Source organism: Acidibrevibacterium fodinaquatile (assembly GCF_003352165.1).
Taxonomy (GTDB): Bacteria; Pseudomonadota; Alphaproteobacteria; order Acetobacterales; family Acetobacteraceae; genus Acidibrevibacterium; species Acidibrevibacterium fodinaquatile.
This window is the reverse complement of record NZ_CP029176.1, coordinates 1,120,338-1,145,005: the sequence shown is the minus strand read 5'-3', so window position 1 is coordinate 1,145,005 and position 24,668 is coordinate 1,120,338. Positions and strand designations below refer to the sequence as shown.

21 protein-coding genes and 1 tRNA gene are annotated in these 24,668 nt (G+C 66.5%); 6 read left to right on the top strand and 16 right to left on the bottom strand.

Going from position 1 to position 24,668, the window contains the following annotated elements; genetic code table 11:
• Positions 1 to 80: 80 nt before the first annotated feature.
• The 6 genes from rpoC to rplK form a co-directional block, all read right to left on the bottom strand.
• Positions 81 to 4,241, bottom strand: a complete 4,161-nt coding sequence (gene rpoC, locus DEF76_RS05480) for a DNA-directed RNA polymerase subunit beta' (RefSeq protein WP_114911458.1) — start codon at positions 4,239 to 4,241, stop codon at positions 81 to 83.
• 85 nt (positions 4,242 to 4,326) lie between these two features.
• The gene (gene rpoB, locus DEF76_RS05475; RefSeq protein ID WP_114911457.1) at positions 4,327 to 8,514 is read right to left on the bottom strand and encodes a DNA-directed RNA polymerase subunit beta; all 4,188 of its coding nucleotides are present in this window, start codon (positions 8,512 to 8,514) and stop codon (positions 4,327 to 4,329) included.
• A gap of 248 nt (positions 8,515 to 8,762) precedes the next feature.
• Positions 8,763 to 9,140 carry a 50S ribosomal protein L7/L12 gene (gene rplL, locus DEF76_RS05470; protein WP_114911456.1) on the bottom strand — a complete coding sequence of 126 codons (378 nt, stop codon included), beginning with the start codon at positions 9,138 to 9,140 and terminating at the stop codon, positions 8,763 to 8,765.
• 182 nt (positions 9,141 to 9,322) lie between these two features.
• Complete coding sequence (gene rplJ / locus DEF76_RS05465; protein ID WP_114913693.1) at positions 9,323 to 9,841, bottom strand: 50S ribosomal protein L10; 519 nt, start codon at positions 9,839 to 9,841, stop codon at positions 9,323 to 9,325.
• A 292-nt stretch (positions 9,842 to 10,133) separates the two neighbouring features.
• Positions 10,134 to 10,826 carry a 50S ribosomal protein L1 gene (gene rplA, locus DEF76_RS05460; RefSeq protein WP_114911455.1) on the bottom strand — a complete coding sequence of 231 codons (693 nt, stop codon included), beginning with the start codon at positions 10,824 to 10,826 and terminating at the stop codon, positions 10,134 to 10,136.
• 3 nt (positions 10,827 to 10,829) lie between these two features.
• A complete protein-coding gene (gene rplK, locus DEF76_RS05455) occupies positions 10,830 to 11,264 on the bottom strand; it encodes a 50S ribosomal protein L11 (RefSeq protein ID WP_114911454.1) in 435 nt (144 codons plus the stop codon).
• Between the two features lie 212 nt (positions 11,265 to 11,476).
• Here rplK and DEF76_RS05450 point away from each other — a divergent pair, with 212 nt between their 5' ends.
• Positions 11,477 to 11,914: a hypothetical protein gene (locus DEF76_RS05450; protein ID WP_162800497.1), complete on the top strand. Its 438-nt coding sequence runs from the start codon at positions 11,477 to 11,479 to the stop codon at positions 11,912 to 11,914.
• Here DEF76_RS05450 and DEF76_RS05445 read toward each other — a convergent pair.
• The 3 genes from DEF76_RS05445 to DEF76_RS05435 all read right to left on the bottom strand — a co-directional run bounded on the left by DEF76_RS05445 (position 11,886) and on the right by DEF76_RS05435 (position 13,892).
• Positions 11,886 to 12,740, bottom strand: coding sequence for a DUF429 domain-containing protein (locus DEF76_RS05445; RefSeq protein ID WP_240319115.1), 855 nt, complete (start codon positions 12,738 to 12,740; stop codon positions 11,886 to 11,888). The two genes, DEF76_RS05450 and DEF76_RS05445, sit on opposite strands and share 29 nt — an antisense overlap.
• 125 nt (positions 12,741 to 12,865) lie before the next feature.
• Complete coding sequence (locus DEF76_RS05440) at positions 12,866 to 13,144, bottom strand: hypothetical protein (RefSeq protein ID WP_240319114.1); 279 nt, start codon at positions 13,142 to 13,144, stop codon at positions 12,866 to 12,868.
• Between the two features lie 94 nt (positions 13,145 to 13,238).
• Positions 13,239 to 13,892: a DsbA family protein gene (locus tag DEF76_RS05435; protein WP_162800496.1), complete on the bottom strand. Its 654-nt coding sequence runs from the start codon at positions 13,890 to 13,892 to the stop codon at positions 13,239 to 13,241.
• A 124-nt stretch (positions 13,893 to 14,016) separates the two neighbouring features.
• Between DEF76_RS05435 and DEF76_RS05430 the strand changes: the two genes are divergently transcribed.
• From DEF76_RS05430 to DEF76_RS05420, 3 genes are read left to right on the top strand one after another with little or no spacing between them, the layout of a single operon-like run.
• Positions 14,017 to 15,498: a gamma-glutamyltransferase gene (locus DEF76_RS05430; RefSeq protein ID WP_114911450.1), complete on the top strand. Its 1,482-nt coding sequence runs from the start codon at positions 14,017 to 14,019 to the stop codon at positions 15,496 to 15,498.
• Between the two features lie 25 nt (positions 15,499 to 15,523).
• The gene (locus tag DEF76_RS05425) at positions 15,524 to 16,825 is read left to right on the top strand and encodes an RsmB/NOP family class I SAM-dependent RNA methyltransferase (protein ID WP_114911449.1); all 1,302 of its coding nucleotides are present in this window, start codon (positions 15,524 to 15,526) and stop codon (positions 16,823 to 16,825) included.
• Positions 16,822 to 17,376, top strand: coding sequence for a GNAT family N-acetyltransferase (locus DEF76_RS05420; protein ID WP_114911448.1), 555 nt, complete (start codon positions 16,822 to 16,824; stop codon positions 17,374 to 17,376). The genes DEF76_RS05425 and DEF76_RS05420 overlap by 4 nt, the downstream gene beginning before the upstream one ends.
• 28 nt (positions 17,377 to 17,404) lie before the next feature.
• Here DEF76_RS05420 and DEF76_RS05415 read toward each other — a convergent pair whose 3' ends face one another.
• Positions 17,405 to 17,596 carry a hypothetical protein gene (locus DEF76_RS05415; RefSeq protein WP_162800495.1) on the bottom strand — a complete coding sequence of 64 codons (192 nt, stop codon included), beginning with the start codon at positions 17,594 to 17,596 and terminating at the stop codon, positions 17,405 to 17,407.
• 14 nt (positions 17,597 to 17,610) lie between these two features.
• The gene (locus tag DEF76_RS05410) at positions 17,611 to 18,486 is read right to left on the bottom strand and encodes an MBL fold metallo-hydrolase (protein WP_162800494.1); all 876 of its coding nucleotides are present in this window, start codon (positions 18,484 to 18,486) and stop codon (positions 17,611 to 17,613) included.
• Positions 18,487 to 18,648: 162 nt separating this feature from the next.
• Here DEF76_RS05410 and DEF76_RS05405 point away from each other — a divergent pair, with 162 nt between their 5' ends.
• Both DEF76_RS05405 and gmk read left to right on the top strand, forming a co-directional pair.
• Positions 18,649 to 19,539, top strand: a complete 891-nt coding sequence (locus DEF76_RS05405; RefSeq protein ID WP_114911445.1) for a YicC/YloC family endoribonuclease — start codon at positions 18,649 to 18,651, stop codon at positions 19,537 to 19,539.
• Positions 19,536 to 20,153 (top strand): guanylate kinase, encoded by a 618-nt coding sequence (gene gmk, locus DEF76_RS05400; RefSeq protein WP_114911444.1) that lies wholly within the window; start codon positions 19,536 to 19,538, stop codon positions 20,151 to 20,153. Before DEF76_RS05405 ends, gmk begins: the two co-directional genes overlap by 4 nt.
• A gap of 12 nt (positions 20,154 to 20,165) precedes the next feature.
• Here the strand turns inward: gmk and DEF76_RS05395 are convergent, their stop codons facing one another.
• The 5 genes from DEF76_RS05395 to DEF76_RS05375 all read right to left on the bottom strand — a co-directional run bounded on the left by DEF76_RS05395 (position 20,166) and on the right by DEF76_RS05375 (position 24,663).
• Positions 20,166 to 21,563, bottom strand: a complete 1,398-nt coding sequence (locus DEF76_RS05395) for an aspartate aminotransferase family protein (RefSeq protein WP_114913691.1) — start codon at positions 21,561 to 21,563, stop codon at positions 20,166 to 20,168.
• 235 nt (positions 21,564 to 21,798) lie between these two features.
• Positions 21,799 to 21,873: transfer RNA gene (locus DEF76_RS05390), tRNA-Met, on the bottom strand.
• Positions 21,853 to 22,986: a tRNA 2-thiouridine(34) synthase MnmA gene (mnmA, locus tag DEF76_RS05385; RefSeq protein ID WP_114911443.1), complete on the bottom strand. Its 1,134-nt coding sequence runs from the start codon at positions 22,984 to 22,986 to the stop codon at positions 21,853 to 21,855. The genes DEF76_RS05390 and mnmA overlap by 21 nt, the downstream gene beginning before the upstream one ends.
• A 179-nt stretch (positions 22,987 to 23,165) precedes the next feature.
• On the bottom strand, positions 23,166 to 23,498 hold the full coding sequence (locus DEF76_RS05380) for a ferredoxin family 2Fe-2S iron-sulfur cluster binding protein (RefSeq protein ID WP_114911442.1): 333 nt from the start codon (positions 23,496 to 23,498) through the stop codon (positions 23,166 to 23,168).
• The gene (locus DEF76_RS05375; protein ID WP_114913690.1) at positions 23,491 to 24,663 is read right to left on the bottom strand and encodes a cysteine desulfurase family protein; all 1,173 of its coding nucleotides are present in this window, start codon (positions 24,661 to 24,663) and stop codon (positions 23,491 to 23,493) included. Before DEF76_RS05375 ends, DEF76_RS05380 begins: the two co-directional genes overlap by 8 nt.
• Positions 24,664 to 24,668 lie beyond the last annotated feature (5 nt).

Below are 24,668 nucleotides of genomic sequence, written 5' to 3'. Positions count from 1 at the left end.
CGCAAAAAGCGGTGCCAAGAATGCGGCAAAAAAAGACCGGGGACGAAGCCCCGGTCTGATTGCCAGCCCATCCTCTCGCCTCACTCGGCGGCGAGATCGCCGCCCGTGAGCGCCGGCGCCTCCGGCAGACGCTGCTTGTCCCGCCCGGCCGCGATGCTGCGCAGCCGGTTCATCACGCTGCCGGTCCCGGCCGGGATCAGCCGCCCGACGATGACGTTCTCCTTGAGGCCGTTGAGGCTGTCGACCTTGCCAGCGGTTGCCGCCTCGGTCAGCACCCGCGTCGTCTCCTGGAAAGAAGCGGCGCTGATGAAGCTCTGGGTCTGGAGACTTGCCTTGGTGATGCCTTGCAGAACCGGCATCGCCTGTGCCACCCGTTCGCCGGCCTTTTCACGCTTGCGGTTCTCGGCTTCGAATTCGAGCCGGTCAATCTGCTCGCCGACCAGATAGGTGGTGTCACCGGGGTCGATGATTTCCACCTTCTGCAGCATCTGGCGGACGATCACCTCGATATGCTTGTCGTTGATCTTCACCCCTTGCAGACGGTAAACGTCCTGGATCTCATTGACGAGATAATCCGACAGCGCCTCGACGCCGAGCACCTTGAGAATGTCATGCGGCACCCTGGGCCCATCGACCAGGGGGTCGCCACGGCGGACGAAATCGCCCTCTTGCACCGAAACATGCTTGCCCTTGGGGACGAGATATTCGGTCTCCTCGCCGGTTTCGTCGTTCTTGACGATGATCCGGCGCTTCGCTTTGTAGTCCTTGCCGAATTCGACGCGGCCATCGGTCTCGGCGATGATCGCATGATCCTTCGGCCGCCGTGCCTCGAACAATTCGGCGACCCGCGGCAGACCGCCGGTGATGTCGCGGGTCTTGCTGCCCTCGCGCGGAATGCGGGCAAGCACGTCACCGGCTTGCACCTCGGCACCGTTCTCCACCGAAAGGATCGAGTCGGGCGCGAGGAAGTAACGCGCGTCAGCGCCGCTCGGCAGCCGCACCACCTCGCCCTTGGCGTCCTTCAACTGCAAGCGCGGTCGGAGATCGGCGCCGCGCGCGCCTTGCTTATAGTCCACCACCACTTTCGAGGTGAGGCCAGTGACTTCGTCAACCCGCTCGATCAGGGTGATACCCTCGATCAGATCGAGATATTCGACCTTGCCATCGCGCTCGGTGATGATCGGTAGTGTGTAGGGATCCCATTCCGCGAGCTTCTGCCCCCGGGTCACCCGCACCCCTTCATCGGTCAACAGACGCGCGCCATAGGGGACGCGAAACCGCGCCCGCTCGCGCCCACGCTCGTCAAACAGCAGGATCTCGCAGTTACGCGCCATCACCACCGGCACATTGTGGCTGTTGATGACGACGTTGCGGTTCTTGATCGCAACCGTGCCGTCATGGCTCGCCTCGACGCTCGACTGCTCGGCGCCGCGCTGGGCGGCGCCGCCAATGTGGAAAGTACGCATGGTGAGCTGTGTGCCCGGCTCGCCGATCGACTGCGCGGCGATGACCCCGACCGCCTCGCCGGCATTGACCGGCGTGCCGCGCGCGAGATCGCGGCCATAGCAGAGCGCACACACGCCGATCTTGGAATCGCACGTCAGCACCGAGCGGATTTTCATGACCTCGACACCGGCGCGCTCGATGCGATCGGCATCCTCCTCGCTGATCAGCACCCCCCGCTGCATCAGCACCGCGTTGCTCACCGGATCGAGCACGTCCTCAGCCGCAGTGCGGCCGAGAATGCGCTCGGCGAGACTGGCCACCACCTCGCCGCCATCCATCACCGCGCGCACCGTCAGGCCCCGCTCGGTACCGCAATCGGCATCGACGATGATGCAATCCTGCGCGACATCGACGAGGCGGCGGGTGAGATAGCCGGAGTTCGCGGTCTTCAACGCCGTATCCGCGAGCCCCTTGCGGGCGCCGTGGGTCGAGTTGAAATATTCGAGAACCGAGAGCCCTTCCTTGAAATTGGCGATGATCGGCTGCTCGATGATCTCGCCCGAGGGCTTGGCCATCAGGCCGCGCATGCCGGCGAGCTGACGCATCTGCGCCGGCGAGCCGCGGGCGCCGGAATGGCTCATCATCCACACCGAATTGGTCGGCCGCCCGATCTCCTGCTTGCTGATCTCCTGCATCATTGCGCTGGCGACGGCATCGGTGCAACGCGACCAGGCATCGACCACCTTGTTGTAGCGCTCGCCGGCGGTGATCAGCCCCTCCTGGTATTGCTGCTCGAACTCCTTGACCTCGGCCTGGGTCTTGCGGATGAGATCGCCCTTCTCGGCGGGGATGATCATGTCATCCTTGCCGAAAGAAAGGCCGGCTTTGCACGCTTGGCCGAAGCCAAGCCCCATCAGACGATCGGCGAAGATCACGCATTCTTTCTGGCCGCAATGACGATAGACGATGTCGATCACATCGGAGACATTTTTCTTGGTGAGCTGCTTGTTGATCACCGCGAAGGGCACTTGCGGATGGCGCGGCAGGATCTGAGCGATCAGCATGCGCCCCGGCGTCGTGATCACCGTCTGGCGTTGCGGCTGGCCGTTCGCATCGACACCGTCGAAACGTGCCCGGATCTTGCTGTGGAGCGTAACCACACGGGCGTGCAGCGCGTGCTCGATCTCGCCGATGGTGGCGAAGGCGGGCGCTTTCTCATCGGGGGTCGCGCGGAATTCCGGCGTCTCCAACGAGAGATAATAGAGCCCGAGCACGATGTCCTGGCTCGGCACAATGATCGGCTTGCCGTTCGCCGGGCTCAGGATGTTGTTGGTCGACATCATGAGCACGCGCGCTTCGAGCTGCGCTTCGATGCTGAGCGGCACGTGCACCGCCATCTGGTCGCCGTCGAAATCGGCGTTGAAGGCGGTACAGACCAGCGGATGAAGCTGGATCGCCTTGCCCTCGATCAGCACCGGCTCGAACGCCTGAATGCCAAGCCGATGCAGCGTCGGCGCGCGGTTGAGCAGCACCGGATGCTCGCGGATCACCTCTTCGAGGATGTCCCACACTTCCGGCCGTTCTTTCTCCACCATGCGCTTGGCCGCTTTGATGGTGGTGGCGTGGCCATATTTCTCGAGTTTAGCGTAGATGAACGGCTTGAACAGCTCGAGCGCCATCTTCTTCGGCAGGCCGCATTGATGCAGCTTCAGCTCCGGTCCGACGACAATCACCGAGCGGCCGGAATAATCGACGCGTTTGCCGAGCAGGTTCTGGCGGAACCGCCCCTGCTTGCCCTTGAGCATGTCCGAGAGCGATTTCAACGGCCGCTTATTCGCCCCGGTGATCGCACGACCACGCCGGCCATTATCGAACAAGGCATCGACGCTTTCTTGCAGCATGCGCTTTTCGTTGCGCACGATGATATCGGGAGCGCGAAGCTCGATCAGCCTTTTCAAGCGGTTGTTGCGGTTGATCACGCGACGATAGAGATCGTTGAGATCGCTGGTCGCGAAGCGCCCACCATCGAGCGGCACCAGCGGGCGCAATTCCGGCGGGATCACCGGGATCACGTCGAGGATCATCCACTCCGGACGCAAGCCGGATTCGGCGAATGCCTCGACCAGCTTGAGCCGCTTGACGAGCTTCTTGCGCTTGGCCTCGCTCGTCGTTTCGCGCAGTTCGGTGCGGAGCCGCGTCTTTTCGGAATCAAGATCGATCTGCTGGAGGATATGTTTGGCCGCCTCGGCACCGATCCCGACCTGAAACGCATCCTCGCCGAACTCGTCCTGCTTGGCCAGCAGTTGGTCCTCGCTCAGCAATTGATGCAGCTTGAGATCGGTGGTGCCGGGCTCGAGCACCACGTAGCTCTCGAAATAGAGAACCTTCTCGAGATCCTTGAGCGTGAGATCGACCATCAGGCCGATCCGGCTCGGCAGGGACTTCAAAAACCAGATATGCGCGACCGGTGACGCAAGTTCGATATGTCCCATGCGTTCGCGCCGCACCTTGGCGAGCGTGACCTCAACACCGCATTTCTCGCAGATGATCCCGCGGAACTTCATCCGCTTGTATTTGCCGCAAAGACATTCGTAATCCTTGATCGGGCCGAAGATGCGGGCGCAGAACAAGCCATCGCGCTCAGGCTTGAAGGTCCGATAATTGATCGTCTCGGGCTTCTTGATCTCACCATAAGACCAGCTCCGGATCTGCTCGGGTGCCGCGATCTGGATCTTGATCTGGTCGAAAGTCATCGCCTGGCCGGTCTGGCCAAGAATCTTCATCAGCTCGTTCATGCCATTTCACTCCGCTCGACCCGCGCGGCGGCGCGGGTGTTGCCAAGGGGAAGCTTTTCCGGAAATCCGCTGAGAAACGCCGCTATCATCCCGCGTTGGTACCGAGGTCGACGTTGAGGCCAAGGGATTTCAATTCCTTGACCAAAACGTTGAAGCTTTCGGGAACCCCCGCCTCGAAATTGTCTTGCTCGCGCACGATCGCTTCATAGACCTTGGTGCGGCCGGAAACGTCGTCGGATTTCACCGTCAGCATTTCCTGCAAAGTGTACGCCGCGCCATAGGCTTCGAGCGCCCAGACTTCCATCTCGCCGAAGCGCTGGCCGCCGAACTGCGCCTTGCCGCCGAGCGGCTGCTGCGTCACCAGACTATAGGGGCCGATCGAGCGGGCATGGATCTTGTCGTCGACGAGATGGTGCAGCTTCAGCATGTAGATGTAGCCAACCGTCACGCGCCGCTCGAAGGGCTCACCGGTGCGGCCATCGGTGAGAACCACCTGCCCCGAGGTATCGAGGCCGGCCGCCTGCATCATCGCCTCGATATCAGACATCCGCGCGCCATCGAACACCGGCGTTGCGATCGGGATTCCCTTGCGCAGATTGTCGCAGAGTTCGAGCAGTTCGTCGTTGGTGAGGTCGGCGACCTGCTCGGCCGCGAATTGCGGCCCGTAAATCGCCTGCAACCGCTCGAGCACCGCCTCGCGATCGGCGCCGTGGCGACGATAGGCATCGACCAGTTCGCCGACCTGGCGGCCGAGATTGGCGCAAGCCCAGCCGAGATGCGTCTCCAGAATCTGCCCGACATTCATCCGGCTCGGCACGCCGAGCGGATTGAGCACGAGATCGACCGGCGTCCCGTCATCGAGAAACGGCATATCCTCGATCGGCACCACGCGCGAGACCACGCCCTTGTTGCCGTGCCGCCCGGCCATCTTGTCGCCCGGCTGGAGCTTCCGCTTCACCGCGACAAAGACTTTCACCATCTTCATCACGCCCGGCAGCAATTCATCGCCGCGCTGCAGCTTCTCGACCTTGCTCTCGAAACGCTGCTGCAAACGCGCAACAGCAGCATCGAATTCCCGCCGCAACAACTCGATCTCGGCCATTACCGCATCGTCCTGAACAGCGATATGCCGCCAGGCATTACGCGGATGCTCGGCCAGCACCTCCTCGGTCAGCACGGTGCCGGCCTTGATCCCCTTGAAGCCGCCCGCCGCCTTGGCGCCGAGCAGCTTTTCGCGCAGCCGGTTGAGGAACGAGCGCTCCTGGATCGCCCGCTCATCGTCGCGATCCTTGGCGAGGCGCTCGATTTCGGCGCGCTCGATCGCCATCGCGCGCTCATCCTTGTCAACCCCTCGGCGGCTAAACACGCGCACGTCAACGACAGTGCCCGTGACCCCGGCCGGAAGACGCAGCGAGGTATCACGCACGTCAGAGGCTTTCTCGCCGAAAATGGCGCGCAAAAGCTTCTCTTCCGGCGTCATCGGGCTCTCGCCTTTCGGCGTCACCTTGCCGACGAGAATGTCACCAGGGTTGACCTCGGCACCGACATAGACGATGCCGGCCTCATCGAGATTGCGCAACGCCTCCTCGCCGACATTGGGAATGTCGCGGGTGATTTCCTCCTGGCCGAGCTTGGTATCGCGCGCCATCGCCTCGAATTCCTCGATATGGATCGAGGTGAAGATGTCGTCGCGCGCAATACGCTCGGAAATCAGGATGCTGTCCTCGAAATTATAGCCGTTCCAGGGCATGAAGGCGCACAAAACGTTGCGCCCGAGCGCCAACTCGCCAAGTTCGGTCGAAGGACCGTCGGCGATGATGTCGCGCTCGGAAACCTGGTCGCCGACCTTCACCAGCGGGCGCTGATTGATGCAGGTCGATTGATTGGAGCGCATGAATTTGCGCAACCGGTAGATATCGACGCCCTTGGTGGTGCCGTCCTCGGCGGTGGCGCGCACGACGATGCGGGCACCGTCGATTTGATCGACGACGCCGGCGCGGCGCGCAACGATGGTCGCGCCCGAATCCCGCGCGACCGCCGCTTCCATCCCGGTGCCGACCAGAGGCGCGTCAGCGCGGATCAGCGGCACCGCCTGGCGCTGCATGTTCGAGCCCATCAAGGCGCGGTTGGCGTCGTCGTTCTCGAGGAACGGGATCAGCGCCGCCGCGACCGAAACCAACTGCTTGGGCGACACATCCACCGCCGAGACCTGCTCGGGCGCCACCAAGCGGAAATCACCCTGCTGGCGCACCGAGACCAGATCGCTGGTGAAACGCCCCTGCGCATCGGTCGCGGCATCGGCCTGGGCGACGACGAGCTTCTCCTCCTCCATCGCCGAGAGATATTTCCACCCCTCCTGCACGACGCCGTCCTTGACCAGGCGATAGGGGGTCTCGATGAAGCCGTATTTGTTCACCCGCGCATAGGTCGCGAGCGAGTTGATCAGGCCGATATTCGGCCCCTCCGGCGTCTCGATCGGGCAGATACGGCCGTAATGCGTCGGATGCACGTCGCGCACCTCAAAGCCAGCCCGCTCACGCGTGAGCCCGCCCGGGCCGAGCGCCGAAAGCCGGCGCTTATGCGTCACTTCCGAGAGCGGATTGGTCTGATCCATGAACTGCGAGAGCTGTGAGGAGCCGAAAAACTCGCGCACCGCCGCCGCCGCCGGCTTGGCATTGATCAGATCATGCGGCATCACGGTGTCGATATCGACGCTGCCCATGCGCTCGCGGATCGCGCGCTCCATCCGCAGAAGCCCGATGCGATACTGATTCTCCATCAGCTCGCCAACCGACCGCACCCGGCGATTGCCGAGATTGTCGATGTCGTCGATATTGCCGCGGCCGTCTTTGAGGTCGCACAGCACCTTGACGGTGCGGAGGATGTCCTCCTTGCGCAAGACGCGAAGCTGATCATCGGTCTCGAAGCCGAGCCGCATGTTCATCTTCACCCGACCGACCGAGGACAGATCATACCGCTCGGGGTCGAAGAACAGACCGCGGAACAACGCCTCCGCGGTCTCCGGGGTCGGCGGCTCGCCCGGGCGCATGACGCGGTAAATATCGATCAGCGCATCATCGCGGTTGGCGTTCTTGTCCACCGCCAAGGTGTTGCGAATCCACGGACCGTTTGATTGATCGATGGCGAGCGTCGGCAGTTTATCGACCCCCGCGGCCTCGAGCGCGGCAAGCCGCGCCTCGGTCAACTCCTCGCCGGCCTCGATGTAGATTTCGCCGGTCTCGGGGTTGACGAGATCCTCGGCGATGAACCGGCCGAGCAGATCCGCGCGCCCGACCAGAACCTCGCGCGTGGTCTCGGCGATCTTGCGCACCAGGCGATTGGTGAGCTTGTCCTCCGCCTTGGCCACCACTTCGCCGGTCTCGGCATCGACGAGCGGCTCCAGAAGCTTCATGCCGCGGAACGCATCCGCCTCGAACGGACGCGCCCAGCCCTTGGGGGTGTGCGCAAACGTCACCCGGCCATAGAAATAGGTGAGGATCTCCTCGGCATCCATGCCGCGGATCTCACCGAGATCGACCATCTCCCCCTGCGCCACCCGCGCCGCGCGGAGCGCTTCGGTCGCGGCATTATCGAGGGCGTAAAGCAGCGTCGTGACCGGCAATTTGCGCTTGCGATCGATGCGCACATAGACGAGATCCTTGGCGTCGAACTCGAAATCGAGCCAGGAACCGCGATAGGGAATGACGCGGGCGGTGAACAAAAGCTTGCCCGAAGCATGGGTCTTGCCCTTGTCGTGGTCGAAAAACACGCCCGGGCTGCGATGCATCTGGCTGACGATGACGCGCTCGGTGCCGTTGATGATGAACGTGCCGTTATCGGTCATCAGCGGCATGTCGCCCATATAAACCGGCTGCTCCTTGATGTCGCGAATCGAGCGCGCGCCGGTCTCCTCATCGACGTCCCAGACGATGAGGCGAAGAACCACCTTGAGCGGGGCGGCATAGTTCATACCGCGCTGGATGCATTCCTCGACGTCGTATTTCGGCTCCTCGAACTCGTAATGAACGAATTCGAGCCGGCCGCGGCCGGCGAAATCATCGATCGGAAACACCGATTTGAAGACTTCCTGAAGGCCGGAATGCGTCCGGCTGTCGGGAGCGACATGCATCTGGAGGAAGGATTCGTAGCTCGCCCGCTGCACATCGATGAGATTGGGCATCGGCGCGACTTCCGGAATGCGCCCGAAATTCTTGCGAATCCGCTTGCGTCCGGTGAAGGATTTTCCATTGAATGATTTGGTGATCGCGTTCATGCTCTATCCTCAAGATCGCCAATGCGGCGAATTCGCCGCCATGCGCCCCGGAATAAGCCCGGAGAGCGCCCAACCTAGTCCGCCTTCGTCTCGCCCCGACGCTGATCCACCCCGGGCCTTCATCTCGGCCGAACGCCGCACCGGGCGCCCTGCATCGCTGCGATCAGCCCCGACAACAGGAAACCAGACAGAGATCGCACCCGATCTCCGTCTGACCCCAAAGCCACCGGGGACGACGCCCCTTTGCGCTACTTGATCTCGACAGTCGCGCCCTGCTCTTCCAGAATCTTCCGCAGCTTCTCCGCCTCGTCCTTGTTGACCCCTTCCTTGACGGTCTTCGGGGCGCCCTCGACGAGATCCTTGGCTTCTTTCAGGCCAAGCCCAGTGATCGTGCGGATCTCCTTGATGACGTTGATTTTCTTCTCCCCGGCCTTGGCCAGGATGACGGTGAATTCGGTCTGCTCCTCGGCCGGAGCCGCGGCAGCCGCCGCCGCCGCTGGCGCGGCCATCGCCACCGGCGCAGCCGCAGACACGCCCCACTTCTCCTCGAGAAGCTTCGACAGCTCGGCAGCCTCGAGCACCGTGAGGCTCGACAGCTCCTCTACCAACTTCGTCAGTTCAGCCATAACGTCAATCTCCTACTTTATAAGCCCTATTCGGTTGCATGCAAGCCCCTAGTGTCCCGTTTTAGAAATTCACAAGCGAATTCCACGGGCACTAGCTCTTTGTTTTCAGTGGCCTGCTGATCCCTGACATGCCAAAGCATGTCAGGGGCAGGACACTAGGGGCCATTCTCGTCGCGTTGCGATCAAGCCGCCTCGGCGGTCTTGGCATAGGCCCCGAAAACCCGCGCGAGCTGGCCCGCCGGCGCCTGCAGAACGCCGGCGAGGCGCGTCGCCGGGGCATTGATCAGCCCCAGCAATTGCGCCCGCAGCGTCTCCAGCGACGGCAGCTCGGCCAATGCGCGTATCCCGGCCGCATCCAGCGTCCGCGATCCCAGCGCACCACCCAGCACCACCAGCTTCTCGTTGGTCTTGGCGAACTCGACGGCCGCCTTCGCCACTGCCACCGGATCAGACGACCACGCGAGCGCGGTCGGCCCTTTCAGCAGCTTGGCGATGCCGTCGAATTGGGTCCCATCCAAGGCGCGCAGAGCCAGCCGGTTCTTCGCGACCTTGAATTGCGCCCCCGCCGCTCGCATCCGGCGCCGCAGATCCGTCACTTCGGCGACCGTCAGCCCGCTATTGCGGGTGACCACCACCATCGACGTCTCGGCGAACACCGCAGCGAGCGAGGCAACGAATTCCCGCTTCTCCGTACGGTCCACACAAGTCTCCTGGTTCTCGCCCGGCGCCAGCGCGCCGAGCCGGGTTGCCCTCAGGACCGCGGCGTTTCCCCCGCGATCCGGTTCGCCTGTCCCTTGCACACGGACCCGCCAGGAGACGCCGCCGGACGATGCCGTCAGCCTTTCCGGGCTTCCCCGTCTCCCGCGCGCGGGCGCTCGGCCCCTTAAGGTTTTCCCCGATCAGGGACAACCACGTGCGGTCTCGGACAGGTTCGGGCGGCGGGCGAAGCCCGTCACCCTGCCCGCCGGCTCACGCCGGCGTATTTCGTGCCCCTTACGGGGCTATGGATGCGATATCGACCCGGATCCCGGCCCCCATCGTCGAACTCAGCGCGACCTTCTGGACATAGGTGCCCTTGGCGCCGGTCGGCTTCGCTTTCTGAATGGCATCGACAAAAGCGCGAATGTTTTCAAGGAGCTTGTCCTCGGGAAAACTCGCCTTCCCAACACCGGCATGCACGATCCCGGCCTTTTCGGCGCGGAACTCGACCTGGCCGGATTTGGCGGCCGAAACCGCGCCCTTCACGTCCATCGTCACGGTGCCGAGCTTGGGGTTCGGCATCAGCCCGCGCGGGCCGAGGATTTTGCCGAGCCGCCCGACCAGCGCCATCATGTCCGGGGTCGCGATGCAGCGATCGAAAGCGATCTCGCCAGCCTGCACCTTTTCCGCCAGATCCTCGGCGCCCACCACGTCGGCGCCAGCCGCCTGCGCTTCCTCGGCCTTGGCGCCGCGCGCGAACACCGCGACCCTGAGCGTCTTGCCGGTGCCGTTCGGGAGGCTGACCAGGCCACGCACCATCTGATCGGCGTGGCGCGGGTCGATGCCGAGATTCATCGCGACCTCCACCGTCTCGTCGAACTTGGCGCGGGCATTGGCCTTGACCAGCCGGACCGCCTCGTCGAGCGGGTAAGGCTTGTTCGCCTCGATCGTCGCGTACGCCGCGCGCAGCCGCTTATTGTGCGCCATCGCTCAGCCCTCCACCACGGTGAGACCCATCGAGCGGGCCGAGCCGATCAGCATCCGCACCAACCCCTCGATGTCGTTGGCGTTGGTGTCCTGGATCTTCTGCGCGGCGATTTCGCGGAGCTGGCTCATCGTCACCCGCCCGACCGCGCCGCCCTTGCCGACCGTCGAGGAGCCCTTCTCGATCTTCGCCGCCCGCTTCAGGAAATAGGTATTGGGCGGCGACTTCATGATGAAGCTGAAGGTGCGGTCGCCATAGGCGGTGATCACCACCGGCACCGGCATCCCGGGCTCCATCGTCTGGGTCGCGGCGTTGAATTCCTTGCAGAATTGCATGATGTTCAAGCCACGCTGGCCGAGCGCCGGGCCGACCGGCGGCGAGGGATTGGCCTTCCCCGCCGGGATTTGCAATTTGATGTAGCCGGTGATCTTCTTCGCCATATCCCTGGTTCTCCGCACCTCGCAGCGAGGCCAAATGTCGAGACGAACGCTCCGAATACCGCGACGCTGCACGGCCCGGACAAAACACCAAGGGACCGCGGTACAAGCGGCCGGACGCGCCCGGCCTCCCGCGTTCCAGATGAAGGCGGGCTCTTATCGAATGCCCGCCCGCAAGTCCAGCGCTATTTCGGCATGACAGGAAAGGAAACGCCATGACTAGCCCAGGCTTGCCGGCCCGCGCCCTCCTCGGCTTCATCGCTGCGGTGCTTTCGACCCTCATTTTCCATCAGGCGATGTGGGCGGCGCTGCACGTTGCGCACATGATGCCGCCACCCTTCCCGATGGCGCCGACGGCGCCGCTGGGCGTGCCAAAAATCATCAGCCTCTGTTTCTGGGGTGGGCTCTATGGCGCGGTGTTTGGCCTTGCGCTGCCCTCGCTGCCGCGTCCGCTGTGGCTCAGCGGTCTCGGGCTCGGCATCATTGCCGCCCTGGTCGGCCTGTTCGTCGTCACCGCGATCAAGGGGCTGCCGATCGGCTTTGGCTTCGCCCTGATCCCCTGGGTCGATTCGTTGCTGATCAACGGCTTCTGGGGCATCGGCGTCGGTCTCATCACGCCGCTCCTCATGCCGCGTGCACCGCGCCCGGCGTAACCGCGCGCGGCGCCGCCGTCTGCCCGAGCACCCAGCCTTCCCAGGTGGTGAGCCAGGGATCGGGCGGTGGCGCGTCGGGGCGGCGGCCGGCGAGGACGCCGAGGACGGAGAGCACACCGAGTAGACAATCGAAACGGTCCTCGCCGGCGGGATCGGCGCCGAACCCGTCGGCGATCGACGCCGCGAGCGCTGGGGTCGCAAACGCCTCGAGCCCGCCGAGCGCCCGCAGCAGCGCCCCCGCGAGCGCTGCGCGGTCACCCTGGCGGCGCTTCGAGCCAAACCGCCCGATGCCAAGTTGGCGCAGCGCCTCGGCGGGGTAGGTCTCGGCGATCACCACCCGCCCCGGCGCGAGCAGCCGCAAGAGCGGGCCGGCAAACGGCCAGAGACGCAAGGCGGGATGGGGCGCGACCAGCAATGCCCGCCAGGCGTCGATCGCCGCCTTGCCGCTCTGATTGGCGCCGAGCGTCCAAAACAGCGGCGCGCCGGCCGGGCGTTCGGCGGCCGCGCGGTCACAGGCGCGGCTGAGATCGGCGGCTGAGGCCAGCCCAAGGGCCGCCGCATGCGCCGCGCGCGTCATCCCGCGCCGGCCGCGGGCAGGATAGAACGGCCGCCCCGGTGCCACCGTCGCGAGGCTTTGATTGACCTCGAAAAATTCGGGAAACTCGCCGATGTTCTGGAGAAAATCGGGAAAATCCCGTACCCGTCCAAGGAGATGGCGGGCGACATAAGCGCGCGGCAATCCGAGCGGAAAATCCACCCCGAGCGCCACCGGCGCGCCACCGCTCTCGGCCAGCAGTCGGGCCGGCAGGGTCGCGGCATCGCCCACCGGCGCGGGCGCCAAAACCCGCCAGCCCGCTCCCTCACGCCGCGCCCGGCACAGCCAGCGCTTGCCGGCCGCAACACTCCAATCGGCGTGCGCGGCAAGCCATCCGTCGGCGATCGCGGGCGCGCTCAGGAGCCGAGCGGGCGCTGGGCGCGTTCCAGCAGCCGGGCGAAAAATCCCTGCTTCGCCGCCTTGGCGGGCTTGCCGGCTTTCGTCACATGGGCCATCTCCGCCTTGGCGGCCATGGCCTCTTCCCGTGCCTTATGGGCGAGCCATTTATCGAGACTCATGCCGGCTTTCGCCGCTCGCCGCGCTTCATAGGCGCGTTGGCCGGGGCTCAACCCTGGCGCACCCTCCGCGCTTGCATCCTGCGCTTTCGGCACCGTGTTAGTCACTCGTTTCGTCATCGCCCCACCTCCGCTCCGCCCTGCATTTCACAAAGCCCCCGCTTTTCGCAAAGCCCACGCTTTTCGCAAAGCCGGCACCGGCCAGCAAGCGCGCTTACGACCCCGCGAGGGCATCGCTGAGTTCGGTCTCGCCGACCGCACCGGCCAGCACCTCGCCGCCGGCGATGAAGCTCGGCGTGCCGATCAGGCCGAGATCGCCGGCGAGCGCCCGGGTCGCATCGAGCTGGGCGGTGATCGCCGGGTCCGCCATGGCGCGGTCGAAGGCAGCCGCGTCGAACCCCACCGCCGCCACCGCCGCCATCACCGCGGCCGCGCTCTGCGGCGCCGGCCCCGCCATCAACCGCGCCCGCAGCGGAAAATAGCGCCCTTGCGGCCGCGCCGCGAGCAAGGCGCGGGCGGCAACCTCGCTCACCGGCCCCAGAATCGGCCACTCCTTCAAGACCAGGCGCAGCGCCGGGTCGGCGGCCAGCATCGTCTCGATCGTCGGCACCATCGCCCGACAATAAGGGCAGCGGACATCATAGAATTCGACCAAAACCCGGCTTCCGGCGGGATTGCCGGCCACCGCGTCACGCGCATCATTGGCAAGACGCGGCAGCGCCGCGAGAACGGCTTGGCGCCGCGCAGCGTGCGCGCGTGCCAAAGTCTCGCGCTCGATGCGCGAGAGCGCCGCTTGCAATGCCGCCGGGTCGGCGGGCGGCGATTGCCGCAGCAGGCCGAGGATGGCCGCCCCCTCGGCGCCGCTCATCGCGCTTTCGGCAGCCTCTTGCGCATAGGAGATTGCGGGCAACGCCAGAGCAATGCCACAAGTAAGCAGAGACCGCCGCCCGATCAGCGTGTGCCGGCGAGAAACATGACGAGACGATGACCTCATGCGATCCATGATAACGCGGGCGCTGCCGGCCGTCTTGCTGGCGCTGGCGTTACCGCTCGCCGCCTGCAAGCAGACCCAGCGGTTCTTTTTCGGCGGGCCGCCCCTTGGCACGCCGGGCTATGTCATTGGCTTTCTCGGCGCGGTGATCGCCGATGAGCCGCGCGCCGCCCTGGAAGCGCGGGAGGTGCTTTCGGAAGGCGGCAACGCCGCCGATGCCGCGACCACGATCGCGTTGACGCTGGCCGTCACGCTGCCGTCGCGGGCTGGGCTCGGCGCGGGCGGCGCCTGTCTCGCCTATTTCCCGCCGGCCAAGACGCCGGAAGCGATCATGTTCCTCCCCCAGCCGGCGGAGAGCACGGCGACCGATCGCCCGGCGGCGGTGCCGATGCTGCTCCGCGGCTTGCTCACGCTGCAAGCGCGCCACGGCACCCGCACCATCGCCAATCTGATCCAGCCGGCGGAGGGCCTCGCGCGGTTCGGCGTCCCGGTCTCGACCGCGCTCGCCCGCGACCTCAAGGTCGTCGGCCAGGCGTTGACCCTCGATCCCGGCGCCAGCCCCTTCGCTTCCATCACCGGCGGCCCGCTGACCGAGGGGACGACGCTGATGCAGCCCGATCTCGGCACCACCTTCGCCGAAATCCGCATCAATGGCGTCAACGATCTCTATGGCGGCGCCTTGGCCGCACGGCTCGAGCGCGCCTCGGCCAATGCCGGCAGCCCGATCACCGCCGGCGATCTCGCGAAAGCCCGGGCCAGCATCGCCGAGCCAATCATCATTCCGGGTTGGCCAGGCAGCCATGCGGACATCGCCTTCCTGCCGCTCCCGGCCGATGGCGGGATCGCCGCGGCCGCCGCGTTCCAGGCCCTCACCCATAATAGCGAGGACGTGAGCGGCGCCCGTGCCATCGCGCGCGCGGTTGCGGCGCGCTACCGACAATCGGGAGGTGATGCGAAAACCCTGCTCGCAACCCAAGCCGACGGCACCGCCAGCCTGCCCGCGCTTCCGGCCTCGACGGGCTTCGTCGCGCTCGACCGCAAGGGCGGCGCCGTTGCCTGTGACGTCACCATGGGCAATCTCTTCGGCATCGGGCGGATCGCGCGCGGCACCGGGCTCGTCCTTGCCGCCTCGCCCAAAACCTGGCCGCCGCCGCTGCTCTCCGCCGCGATCGCCTTCAACCCGGCGCGCTTCGGCTTCCGCGCCGCCGTCGCCAGCTCGGGGCAGGAGGGCGCGCCATTGGCGACCGCCGTCGCCCTCGCCGAAACATTGAGCATGACCGAGAAGCCAAAATTGAAAAAGGGTGAGACGCTGCGCTTCATGCCCACCCCGGTGCCTGACCCAGGGCGGGCCAATGTCGTCGGTTGCTCGGCGGGTTTGCCGGGGGCGGAGAAATTCTGCGCCTGGCAAGCCGATCCGCGCCTCAACGGCCTTGCCACCGGCGGCGAGGATCAGGAGAAAATCGAAATGGAGAGAGCTGAGTGATGGCCGCAACCGGCATCCCCCGCGCGTGACCCCCGCGGCCCGCCTGGCGAGCGCGATCGAGCTGCTCACCGCCATCACCGAGACGCCGCGCAAGCCCGCCGACGCGATCGCGAGCGACTTCTTTCGTGCCCGCCGCTTCATCGGCGCGAGCGACCGACGCGCGGTCTCCGAACAGGTCTGGGCGGTGCTCCGCGCCTGGCGCCGGCTCGATTGGTGGCTCGGCGCGGAGGGTGGCGCGAGCCCGCGGCTCCGTCTCGGCGCGCTGATGCTGCTCACCGGCACTCCGTTGGATGCCGTGGACGCGCTGTTTTCCGGCGGTCGTTATGCGCCGATGGTGCTCGATGAGCGCGAGCGGGCGATTTTGACGCGGCTTTCCGGCCACACGCTCGCCCATCCCCGCATGCCCGATGCCGTGCACAACGAAGTGCCGGATTTTCTCCACCCCCTCCTCGCCGCCCGCTTCGGCGCCGATCTCGCCGATGAATTGGCCGCCCTCGCCCGCCCCGCACCCCTCGATCTCCGTGTCAATCTGCTCAAAACGACGCGAGAGGCCGCACGGGCGGCCCTCGCGCAAGCCGGCATCATCGCGGAACCGACCCCCCATTCGCCCTGGGGGCTGCGCGTTGCCGGCCGGCCGCCGATCACCGCGACCGCCCCGTTTCGTGACGGCTGGGTTGAAATCCAGGACGAGGGCAGCCAGCTCGCGGCGGCGCTGGCCGATGCCCGGCCGGGGATGCGGGTGGTCGATTTCTGCGCCGGCGCCGGCGGCAAAACCCTCGCGATGGCGATGATGATGGACAATCGCGGCCATCTCGTCGCCTGCGACGTCTCGGCGCCACGGCTCGAGGGCGCGCTCAAGCGGCTGCGGCGCGCCGGGGTTCATAATGTCGAGCGGCATCATCTGGTTCCCGGCGACAAATGGATCAAGCGCCATCTCGGCGGGTTCGACCGCGTTTTCGTCGATGCGCCCTGCACCGGCACCGGCACCTGGCGGCGCAACCCCGACGCGCGGCGTACCCTCACCCCCAGCGACCTCTCGGAGCTGCTCACACGCCAGCAGGAAATTCTCGCCCAGGCCGCAAAATTGGTGCGCAAGGGGGGGCGTCTCGTCTACGCTACCTGCTCATTGCTGGCCGAGGAGAATGAGGCGCAAGTGTCCGCATTTCTGACCCATCACGGCGATTTCGCGCCCCGCGAGCTCGCCGCTATCTGGCCTTTCGGCAGTGCCGCCGCGGCGGCGCTCGGCGCCGGCCTCTATCTCAGCCTGACCCCGCACCGCCATGGCACGGACGGGTTCTTCGCCGCCGTGCTGGAGCGCGCGCCATGATCGCCATCCGCCGCGCCCGCCCGGCCGATGCGGCGGCGATCGGGGCGGTGCATGTCGCGGCTTGGCGCAGCGCCTATCCCGGGATCCTCCCCGATGACTATCTCGCCCGACTCTCGGTGCCGCGTCAGGCCGCCCATTATGACAGCGCCATCCGCGGCGGCGCGAGTGTGCATGTCCTGACCGCGTCGGGCCGCGATCTGCCGAGCAGCCTCGTGCCCGGGGCGCGCATCATCGGCTTCGTCACCGCCAACCGCGGCCGCGACCTTGCCGATGGCGAAATCGAAACCCTCTACGTTCTCGATGACTGGCGCGAACGCGGGCTCGGCCGGCTTCTGCTCGCAACCGCCGCCCAACAGCTCGCGGCGATCGGCTGCCGCTCGGTCTTTCTCTGGGTGCTGCGCGACAATCCGAGCCGGTTTTTCTACCAGCATCTCGGCGGCCGCGCGGTCGCCGAAAGCCACACGCGCGTCGCCGGCCAGACACTGGCGCAGATCGCCTTCGCCTGGGACCCGATCGAGCGCTTGGTCGAATCCGCCTCGCGCGCGACGTGATGGGCGACGTGACCGGGCGGCGCTGGTGTCATTCGCCGTTCGCCTGCTCACAGGCAGCGCGAAGATCGGTGATTTGAGAGAGCGTCTCCGGGTTGTCCGCGTTCATATCCGGCAGAACCGCCGCCTCCGCCTGATAGAGGCATTTCTGCTGGATCGGGTCGACGGGCGCGCATCGGGCGAGCGGGAGCGCGAGGAAAGCGAGCCACCAAAGCGCCCTCACGGCGGAGATTTCGCTCAAACATCGGGATACCAGACCTCGGGGACGAAAGCGTAACCGCGCGCGGCGCGTGTGACATGGCCAAATGTCGGGAAATCGAGATGCATGCCGGCAACCCGGGTGCGCTCGCTCGCCGCCATGTCGAAAATCCGCTTGCGCGACGCGCGCGCCGCGGCGGGGTCGATGTCGAACACCATGCCGGCCTCGGGTTCGGCGAACTGCACCCCGGGCATATGCACGATATCGCCCCAGATCAGCAGATGCTCGCGGCCGGACTGCAGCGCGTAGCCGGAATGGCCGGGGGTATGGCCGGGCGCGGGGATGAGGGTGATGCCGGGCGCGACCTCGCCGCCGGAAACCGTGCGCAGGCGCTCGCGATAGGGGCCGATGCCACGCTGTGCGACCCCAAACGCATCACGCAGCCCGTCCGGCGCGCCGGCCGGCACGGCGCCCAGCCAGAATTTCGCCTCCTGCTCATGAACGACGATCTCCGCCTCGGGAAACACAGGTCTGCCCTCGCCATCGACGAGGCCAGAGACATGATCGATATGCATATGCGTCACCAGCACCCGCTTGATCGCGCTCGGCGCGACCCCGAGCGCGGCGAGACGGCGCCCGAACGCCCCCGCCGCCGGCCCGCCGATGGTGCCGCAGCCGCTATCGATCAAGGTGAGTGACTGGCCATCATTGACCAGGAAGGCGTTGATGGTGATGCGTGGCGGCATGCGGCGGAAGGCGGCGGCTTGCAGCGCCTCGGCCTCGGCGCGATCGATATTCGCCATCACGTCGAGCGTGACCTCGAAAATGCCGTCATTGATGGCGCTGACGACGAAATCGCCGAGACGGAAATGATGGACACCGGCGATCTGAGCGGTGGGAAGGGGGAGCGACATGTCGGTTGCCTCGTTTCCTCGGGTGATCATGAATCTCGACCAGTGTGCGGGAGCTGGGGGCGGCCGGTCAATCGCCCGGCACCGGCGCGGCGCGGATCGCCTTCCCCGGACTTCCCGAAGAGGCTAGAAGGCGACAGCGATTGGGCGGAGACGACGGCGGCGATGAACAGCACCCTTGCCTCGATGACCGGTTTCGCCCAGAGCGAGGGCGAGCGGGACGGCTTTGGCTTCCTTTGGGAGCTGCGCTCGGTCAATGGCCGCGGGCTCGACCTCCGCTTTCGTCTGCCGCCCGGCTTCGATGCGCTGGAGCCGGGCCTGCGCGAGGCCGCAGTGAAGGTTTTGCGGCGCGGCACTGTCACCGCGAGCCTCACCATCCGGCGCGCGCGCGGGGCGCGGCTGGAGCCGGATCCCGATGCGCTCGAACACGTCCTCGCCCTCGCCCTTGCCCTCGCCCACCGCATCCCCGGCGGGTCGCCGCCGCGCGCCGAGGCTCTGCTCGCGCTGCCCGGCGTGCTGCGCGGGGCGAGCGAGCGCGAACCACCGGACGAGGCCGAGACACAGATGGTCACGGCCGGCTTCGCCACCGCGCTTGCCGGCCTCACCGCCATGCGCGGCGCGGAAGGGGCGCGGCTCGCAAGCTTGCTCGGCGCCATCCTCGCCGAGATCGCCGCCCTCCATGCCGAGGCGGCAGCGCTCGCGGACACGCAGCCCGACGCGCTGCGAACACGGCTTGCCGAGCAGCTCGACGCCCTGCTGCGCGGCCGCGACATCCCCCTCCCCGCCGAGCGTCTGGCACAGGAGGTCGCGCTGCTCGCGACCCGCGCCGACATCCGCGAAGAACTCGACCGCCTCGCAAGCCATCTCGTCGCCGCCCGCGCCCTGCTCGAAGAGACCGGCGCGGTCGGGCGGCGCTTCGATTTCCTGGTCCAGGAATTCCAGCGCGAGGCCAATACCCTCTGCAGCAAGGCGGCGACCACGGCGCTCTCGGCCTGCGGGCTGCGGCTCAAGGCGGCGATCGAGCAACTCCGCGAGCAGGTGCAAAACGTCGAATGAGCCCGCGTTTTCCCCGCCGCGGCCTCTGCCTCGTGCTCGCCGCGCCCTCCGGCGCCGGGAAAACCTCGATCAGCCGCGCCCTTCTCGCCGCCGAACCCGGCCTTCACCTCTCGATCAGCGCGACCACCCGCGCCCCGCGCGCCGGCGAGCAAGAGGGCATCCATTATTTCTTTCGCGACCGGCCAGCGTTCGACGCCATGATCGAAGCCGGCGCGTTGCTCGAATGGGCGGACGTTTTCGGCCAGCGTTATGGCACGCCCCGCGCGCCGGTCGCGGCCGCGCTCGCGCGCGGCGAGGACGTGCTGTTCGATATCGACTGGCAGGGTCATCGGCAGTTGCGCGCTGCCCTCCCCGGCGATGTCGTCGGGGTTTTCATCATGCCGCCGACGCTCGCCGACCTCGAAGCCCGCCTCCGCGCCCGCGGCGATGCGCCGGCGGAAATCACGCGCCGCATGGCGGCGGCCGAGGACGAAATCGCCCACGCCAACGAATTCGACTACTGCATCGTCAACGAAACGCTCGCCGAGGCGATTGCAACGACGGGCGCCATCCTCCGCGCCGCGCGCGCCGCAACCGCGCGCCAGACCTGGCTCGCGAAGGGTGTCCCCGGCTGAGGCGTCCCGCCGTCAGAGGCGCGGCGCCAGCCCCTCTCGCGTCAGCTCGGCCAGCAACTCATCGAGCGCGCCGCGGACGGCGGCAAACATCTCCGCGATCTCGCTTTCGCTGATGATCAGCGGCGGCGTGAAGGCCAGCGTGTCGCCCGGCACGGCGCGGCCGATGACGCCGTGTTTTTCGAGGAGTTTCGCGGCGCGCGGGCCGATCTTGAGCGCCGGGTCGTAATTTTGCCGCGCCCCCTTGTCGGCAACCAGCTCAATCCCGCCAAGAAGGCCAAGACCGCGCGTCTCACCGACCAGCGGATGGTCAGCAAAGCCATGCAGCGCGCGCTGGAAGGCCGGCACAACGGCGCGGACATGATCGATAATCCCGATCTCGTCATAGATTTTCAGCGTCTCGATCGCGACCGCCGCCGGCACCGGATGGCCGGAATAGGTGAAGCCATGGCCGAACGTGCCGATCTTGTGCGATTCCTCGGCCAAGGCCGCGAACACCCGCGCATTCACCATCACCGCGCTGATCGGCAAAAACGACGCCGAAAGGGCTTTGGCGCAGGTGAGGATGTCCGGCGTCACGCCGAGGGTCTGGCTGCCCCAGTAATTGCCGGTGCGCCCGAAGCCGCAGATCACCTCGTCGGCGACGAGCAGGATGTCGTATTTGCGCAACACCGCTTGGATCGCCGGGAAATACCCCTCCGGCGGCACGATCACGCCGCCGGCGCCCATCACGGGCTCGGCAAACATGCCGGCGATGGTCTCCGGTCCCTCGGCGAGGATCAGGGCTTCGAGTTCCGCGGCACAGCGGGCGGCGAAATCGCGCTCGCTCTCGCCAGGCTGCGCGCCGTGATAAAAATGCGGCGTGATGGTGTGCAAAAACCCAGGCAGCGGCACATCGAAGGAGCGATGATTGGCGGGCAGCCCGGTGAGCGAGGCGGAGGCCAGCGTAATGCCGTGATATCCCTTGACCCGGCCGATGATTTTTTTCTTCTGCGGGCGCCCGAGCGCGTTGTTGAAATACCAGATCATTTTGATCGCGGTATCGTTGGCTTCGGAGCCGGAATTGGCGAAAAACACCTTGCTCATGGCGACCGGCGCGCGGGCGAGCAGCATTTCCGCGAGCGTGATCAGTGGCTCATGCGATTTGGCGGCAAACGCATGGTAGAAGGGAAGCTTGCGCATCTGCGCCGCCGCCGCCTCGACCAGGCGCTCATTGTTAAAGCCAAGCGAGGCGCACCAGAGCCCGGCCATTGCCTCGATATAAGCCTTGCCGTTCTCGTCCCAGACCCGCACCCCCTCCCCACGCGTGATCACCAGCGGGCCGGTTTCGGCGTGGGCCAGGAGATCGGTATAAGGGTGGAGGACAGAGGCGATATCGCGAGCGGCGTTGGAATTGGCGCGGGGTGACGTCATGTCGTTCATTCCTCGGACGGGCGGGCGAGGAGCGGCCGCCGGCGCGCCCCGATATGAGGCGCTTCGCTATGAGCGCGAGCTTACCACGTCCGCGCCGCTCGGCTAGAGCAAGGTAGGTTTTGATTGAACCATCCTGTTCAATCAAAACCGGCCAACTTGCTCGCCAAAATAGGTGTAGAGCGCAGCGCCGCGTCCGAGCACATCAACAAGATCAGGGGGGCGATCAGGGTAAAGCTGGTAGCGGCGGGCGGATTTGAACCACCGACCAAGGGATTATGATTCCCCTGCTCTACCGCTGAGCTACGCCGCCACGGCTGGCCCCAGATACCGCCGCCGCCGCCTCGTCGTCAACCTGCGGCGCAACGATGAAGCCGCCGCCGAGAACGCGGCTGTCCTGATAAAAAACGCAGGCCTGCCCAGGCGCCGCCAGCGCCGGCGTTGCCAATTTGACGTCCGCCCCGCCGGCCGGCAACGCCCGGATTTCTGCCGGCTGCGGCGCCTCGCGGGCGCGGAGCTTCACCGTGCAAGGGATCGGCGCGAGGGGAGGCGGGATCAGCCAGTTCACCTCGCGCAGCCGGATCGTGCGCGTCCCGCCGCTCCCGCGCGGGCCGACCACCACGCGCCGCCGCGCCGCATCCAGCGCCACCACCATTTGCCGCTCGCCGCCATCGCGCGTCGCAGCGCCGAGGCGCTTGGCCTGGCCGACCGTATAACGCGCGACCCCGTGATGCTGGCCCAAAACCCGGCCGTCGCCCGCCACGATCTCACCCGCCGCCATCGCGTCCGGCCGCAGGCGCGCAACGAAATCGGCATAATGCCCGTCGGGCACGAAGCAGATATCCTGGCTGTCGGGCTTGGCCGCAACCGGCAGGCCAAGCCGCGCCGCCTCGGCCCGCACCGAAGCCTTGCTCGCCATCGCGCCGAGCGGAAAGCGGCAGAACGCAAGCTGCTCCGCCGTGGTCGCGAATAAGAACCAGCTCTGGTCGCGCTCGGGATCAGCGGCGCGGTGCAGTTCCACCCCGCAATCGCCCTCGATCCTCTGCACATAATGCCCGGTCGCCAGCGCCTCCGCGCCAAGATCGCGGGCAAGCGTCAGCAAATCGCCGAATTTCACGCTTTGGTTGCAGCGCACACACGGCACCGGCGTCTCGCCACCGGCATAGGAGTCGACGAAATCGGCGATCACCGCGGCGCGAAACCGCGCCTCGGCGTCGATCACATAATGCGTGATACCGAGATGATCGGCGACACGCTTGGCATCGTGAATGTCCTGGCCGGCACAGCACGCCCCTTTGCGCCCGGCTGCCGCGCCATGATCGTAAAGCTGAAGCGTGATCCCGATCACCTCATGCCCGGCTTCGGCCAACAGCCCGGCCACCACCGAACTATCCACCCCGCCCGACATCGCCGCGACCACCCTCATGACACGCTTATGCCCGGCTGGTGTTCCAAAGAAGGGCAAGGCCAGAGGCTCCGCCTCTGGACTCCGCTGGGGCCTGAGGCCCCAGACCCCCGTCCTGGATAGGGTCCAGGGACATTGTCCCTGGCGGGGTCGAGGGGCAGCGCCCCTCGCCTTGCCTTGCTCGGAGCGCGAGCCGGCATTCACGTGTCCAAGAGGTTGCGGGTGCCGGCGGGGAGGCGGACGGTGAGGCCGTCGAGCGCCTCGGTCATGACGATCTGACAGCCGAGGCGCGAGGTTTTTTCGAGGCCGAAGGCGAGGTCGAGCATGTCTTCCTCGTCCTCGGTGGGGCGCGCGAGTTTGGCGAACCAGGCGGGATCGACGATGACATGGCAGGTCGAGCAAGCGAGCGAGCCTTCGCACGCGCCTTCGATATCAATGCCGTGGCGATGGGCGATTTCGAGAACCGAGAGGCCGAGCGGGGCATCAACCTCGCGCCTGGTGCCGTCGCGTTCGATGAAGGTCATTTTAGGCATTCTGGGGTTCGCTTTGCCGGGCATGGGCGGCGATCAGCATCTCCGCCGCAGTGTCGATCTCGGCCGCCGAGGTAAAGCGTCCGATCCCGATGCGCAAGCTTGCGGCGGCGATTTCCGGCGCAATCCCCATGGCGCGGAGAACATAGGAGGGCTCGATCGCCGCCGAGGAACAGGCCGAGCCGGTGGAAAGGCAGAGATCGGGGAGATCGGCGAGCAGGGTTTCGGCACGCGCGCCCGGAAAGGCGAGGTTGAGATTGCCGGCGAGACGATGCTCGCGGCTGCCATTGAGGGCAATGCCCGGGATGGCCGCCCTGAGGCGCGCGAGCAGACGATCGCGAAGGGCGGCGAGCCGCGCCGTCTCGGCCGCCATTTCTGCCCGCGCGATGCGACACGCCTCACCGAAGCCGACGATGAGCGGCGCCGGTAGCGTGCCCGAACGCAAGCCCCGCTCCTGCCCGCCGCCGGAAATGAGCGGCGCGAGACGCACCCGCGGCCGATGGCGAACATAAAGCGCGCCGATCCCCTTCGGGCCGTAGAGCTTATGGCCGCTGATCGAGAGCAGATCGATCCCCTGCGCCGCGACATCGAGGGGGATTTTCCCGGCCGCCTGCGCGGCATCGGTGTGAAACAGCGCGCCGCAATCGCGAGCAAGGGTGGCGAGGGTCGCGATATCCTGCAAAACCCCGGTCTCGTTATTCGCCGCCATCACCGAAACCAAAAGGGTCGGGGTCGCAAGGGCCGCGCCAAGCGCGGCGGGATCGAGCCGGCCATCGGGCGCGACCGGCAGAAACACCGGCTCGAACCCCTCCTCGGCGAGGTCGCGCGTCGCCTCTAAGACGCATTTATGTTCGGTCGCGACGGTGATGACGCGGCGTTTCGGGTTTCCCATGCGGGCAGCGAAGCGGGCGGCGCCCTTGATCGCGAGGTTGTTGCTCTCGGTCGCGCCGGAGGTGAAGATGATTTCGCGCGGGCTTGCGCCGATCAGCGCCGCAACCTCGGCGCGCGCCCGCTCCACCGCCGCTTCCGCCTCGCGGCCGAGCGCGTGTTCGGCACTGTGCGGGTTGCCGAACGCCTCGCTGAAATAAGGCAGCATCGCGGTGACGACGCGCGGGTCACACGGCGTTGTCGCTTGGTTGTCGAGATAGATCGGGCGGTTGCGCGGCATCGGCG

Bases quoted from the DNA above. Each gene is read 5' to 3' on its own strand.
- DEF76_RS05375 (WP_114913690.1), bottom strand. From the start codon at position 24,663: ATGCCGCGCAACCGCCCGATCTATCTCGACAACCAAGCGACAACGCCG.
- rplA (WP_114911455.1), bottom strand. From the start codon at position 10,826: ATGGCGCACAATAAGCGGCTGCGCGCGGCGTACGCGACGATCGAGGCG.
- DEF76_RS05410 (WP_162800494.1), bottom strand. From the start codon at position 18,486: ATGTCGCTCCCCCTTCCCACCGCTCAGATCGCCGGTGTCCATCATTTC.
- DEF76_RS05405 (WP_114911445.1), top strand. From the start codon at position 18,649: ATGAACAGCACCCTTGCCTCGATGACCGGTTTCGCCCAGAGCGAGGGC.
- rpoB (WP_114911457.1), bottom strand. From the start codon at position 8,514: ATGAACGCGATCACCAAATCATTCAATGGAAAATCCTTCACCGGACGC.
- rplL (WP_114911456.1), bottom strand. From the start codon at position 9,140: ATGGCTGAACTGACGAAGTTGGTAGAGGAGCTGTCGAGCCTCACGGTG.
- DEF76_RS05430 (WP_114911450.1), top strand. From the start codon at position 14,017: ATGCGATCCATGATAACGCGGGCGCTGCCGGCCGTCTTGCTGGCGCTG.
- mnmA (WP_114911443.1), bottom strand. From the start codon at position 22,986: ATGAGGGTGGTCGCGGCGATGTCGGGCGGGGTGGATAGTTCGGTGGTG.
- rpoC (WP_114911458.1), bottom strand. From the start codon at position 4,241: ATGAACGAGCTGATGAAGATTCTTGGCCAGACCGGCCAGGCGATGACT.
- DEF76_RS05450 (WP_162800497.1), top strand. From the start codon at position 11,477: ATGACTAGCCCAGGCTTGCCGGCCCGCGCCCTCCTCGGCTTCATCGCT.
- DEF76_RS05380 (WP_114911442.1), bottom strand. From the start codon at position 23,498: ATGCCTAAAATGACCTTCATCGAACGCGACGGCACCAGGCGCGAGGTT.
- DEF76_RS05420 (WP_114911448.1), top strand. From the start codon at position 16,822: ATGATCGCCATCCGCCGCGCCCGCCCGGCCGATGCGGCGGCGATCGGG.
- DEF76_RS05435 (WP_162800496.1), bottom strand. From the start codon at position 13,892: ATGAGCGGCGCCGAGGGGGCGGCCATCCTCGGCCTGCTGCGGCAATCG.
- DEF76_RS05395 (WP_114913691.1), bottom strand. From the start codon at position 21,563: ATGACGTCACCCCGCGCCAATTCCAACGCCGCTCGCGATATCGCCTCT.
- DEF76_RS05440 (WP_240319114.1), bottom strand. From the start codon at position 13,144: ATGACGAAACGAGTGACTAACACGGTGCCGAAAGCGCAGGATGCAAGC.
- gmk (WP_114911444.1), top strand. From the start codon at position 19,536: ATGAGCCCGCGTTTTCCCCGCCGCGGCCTCTGCCTCGTGCTCGCCGCG.
- rplK (WP_114911454.1), bottom strand. From the start codon at position 11,264: ATGGCGAAGAAGATCACCGGCTACATCAAATTGCAAATCCCGGCGGGG.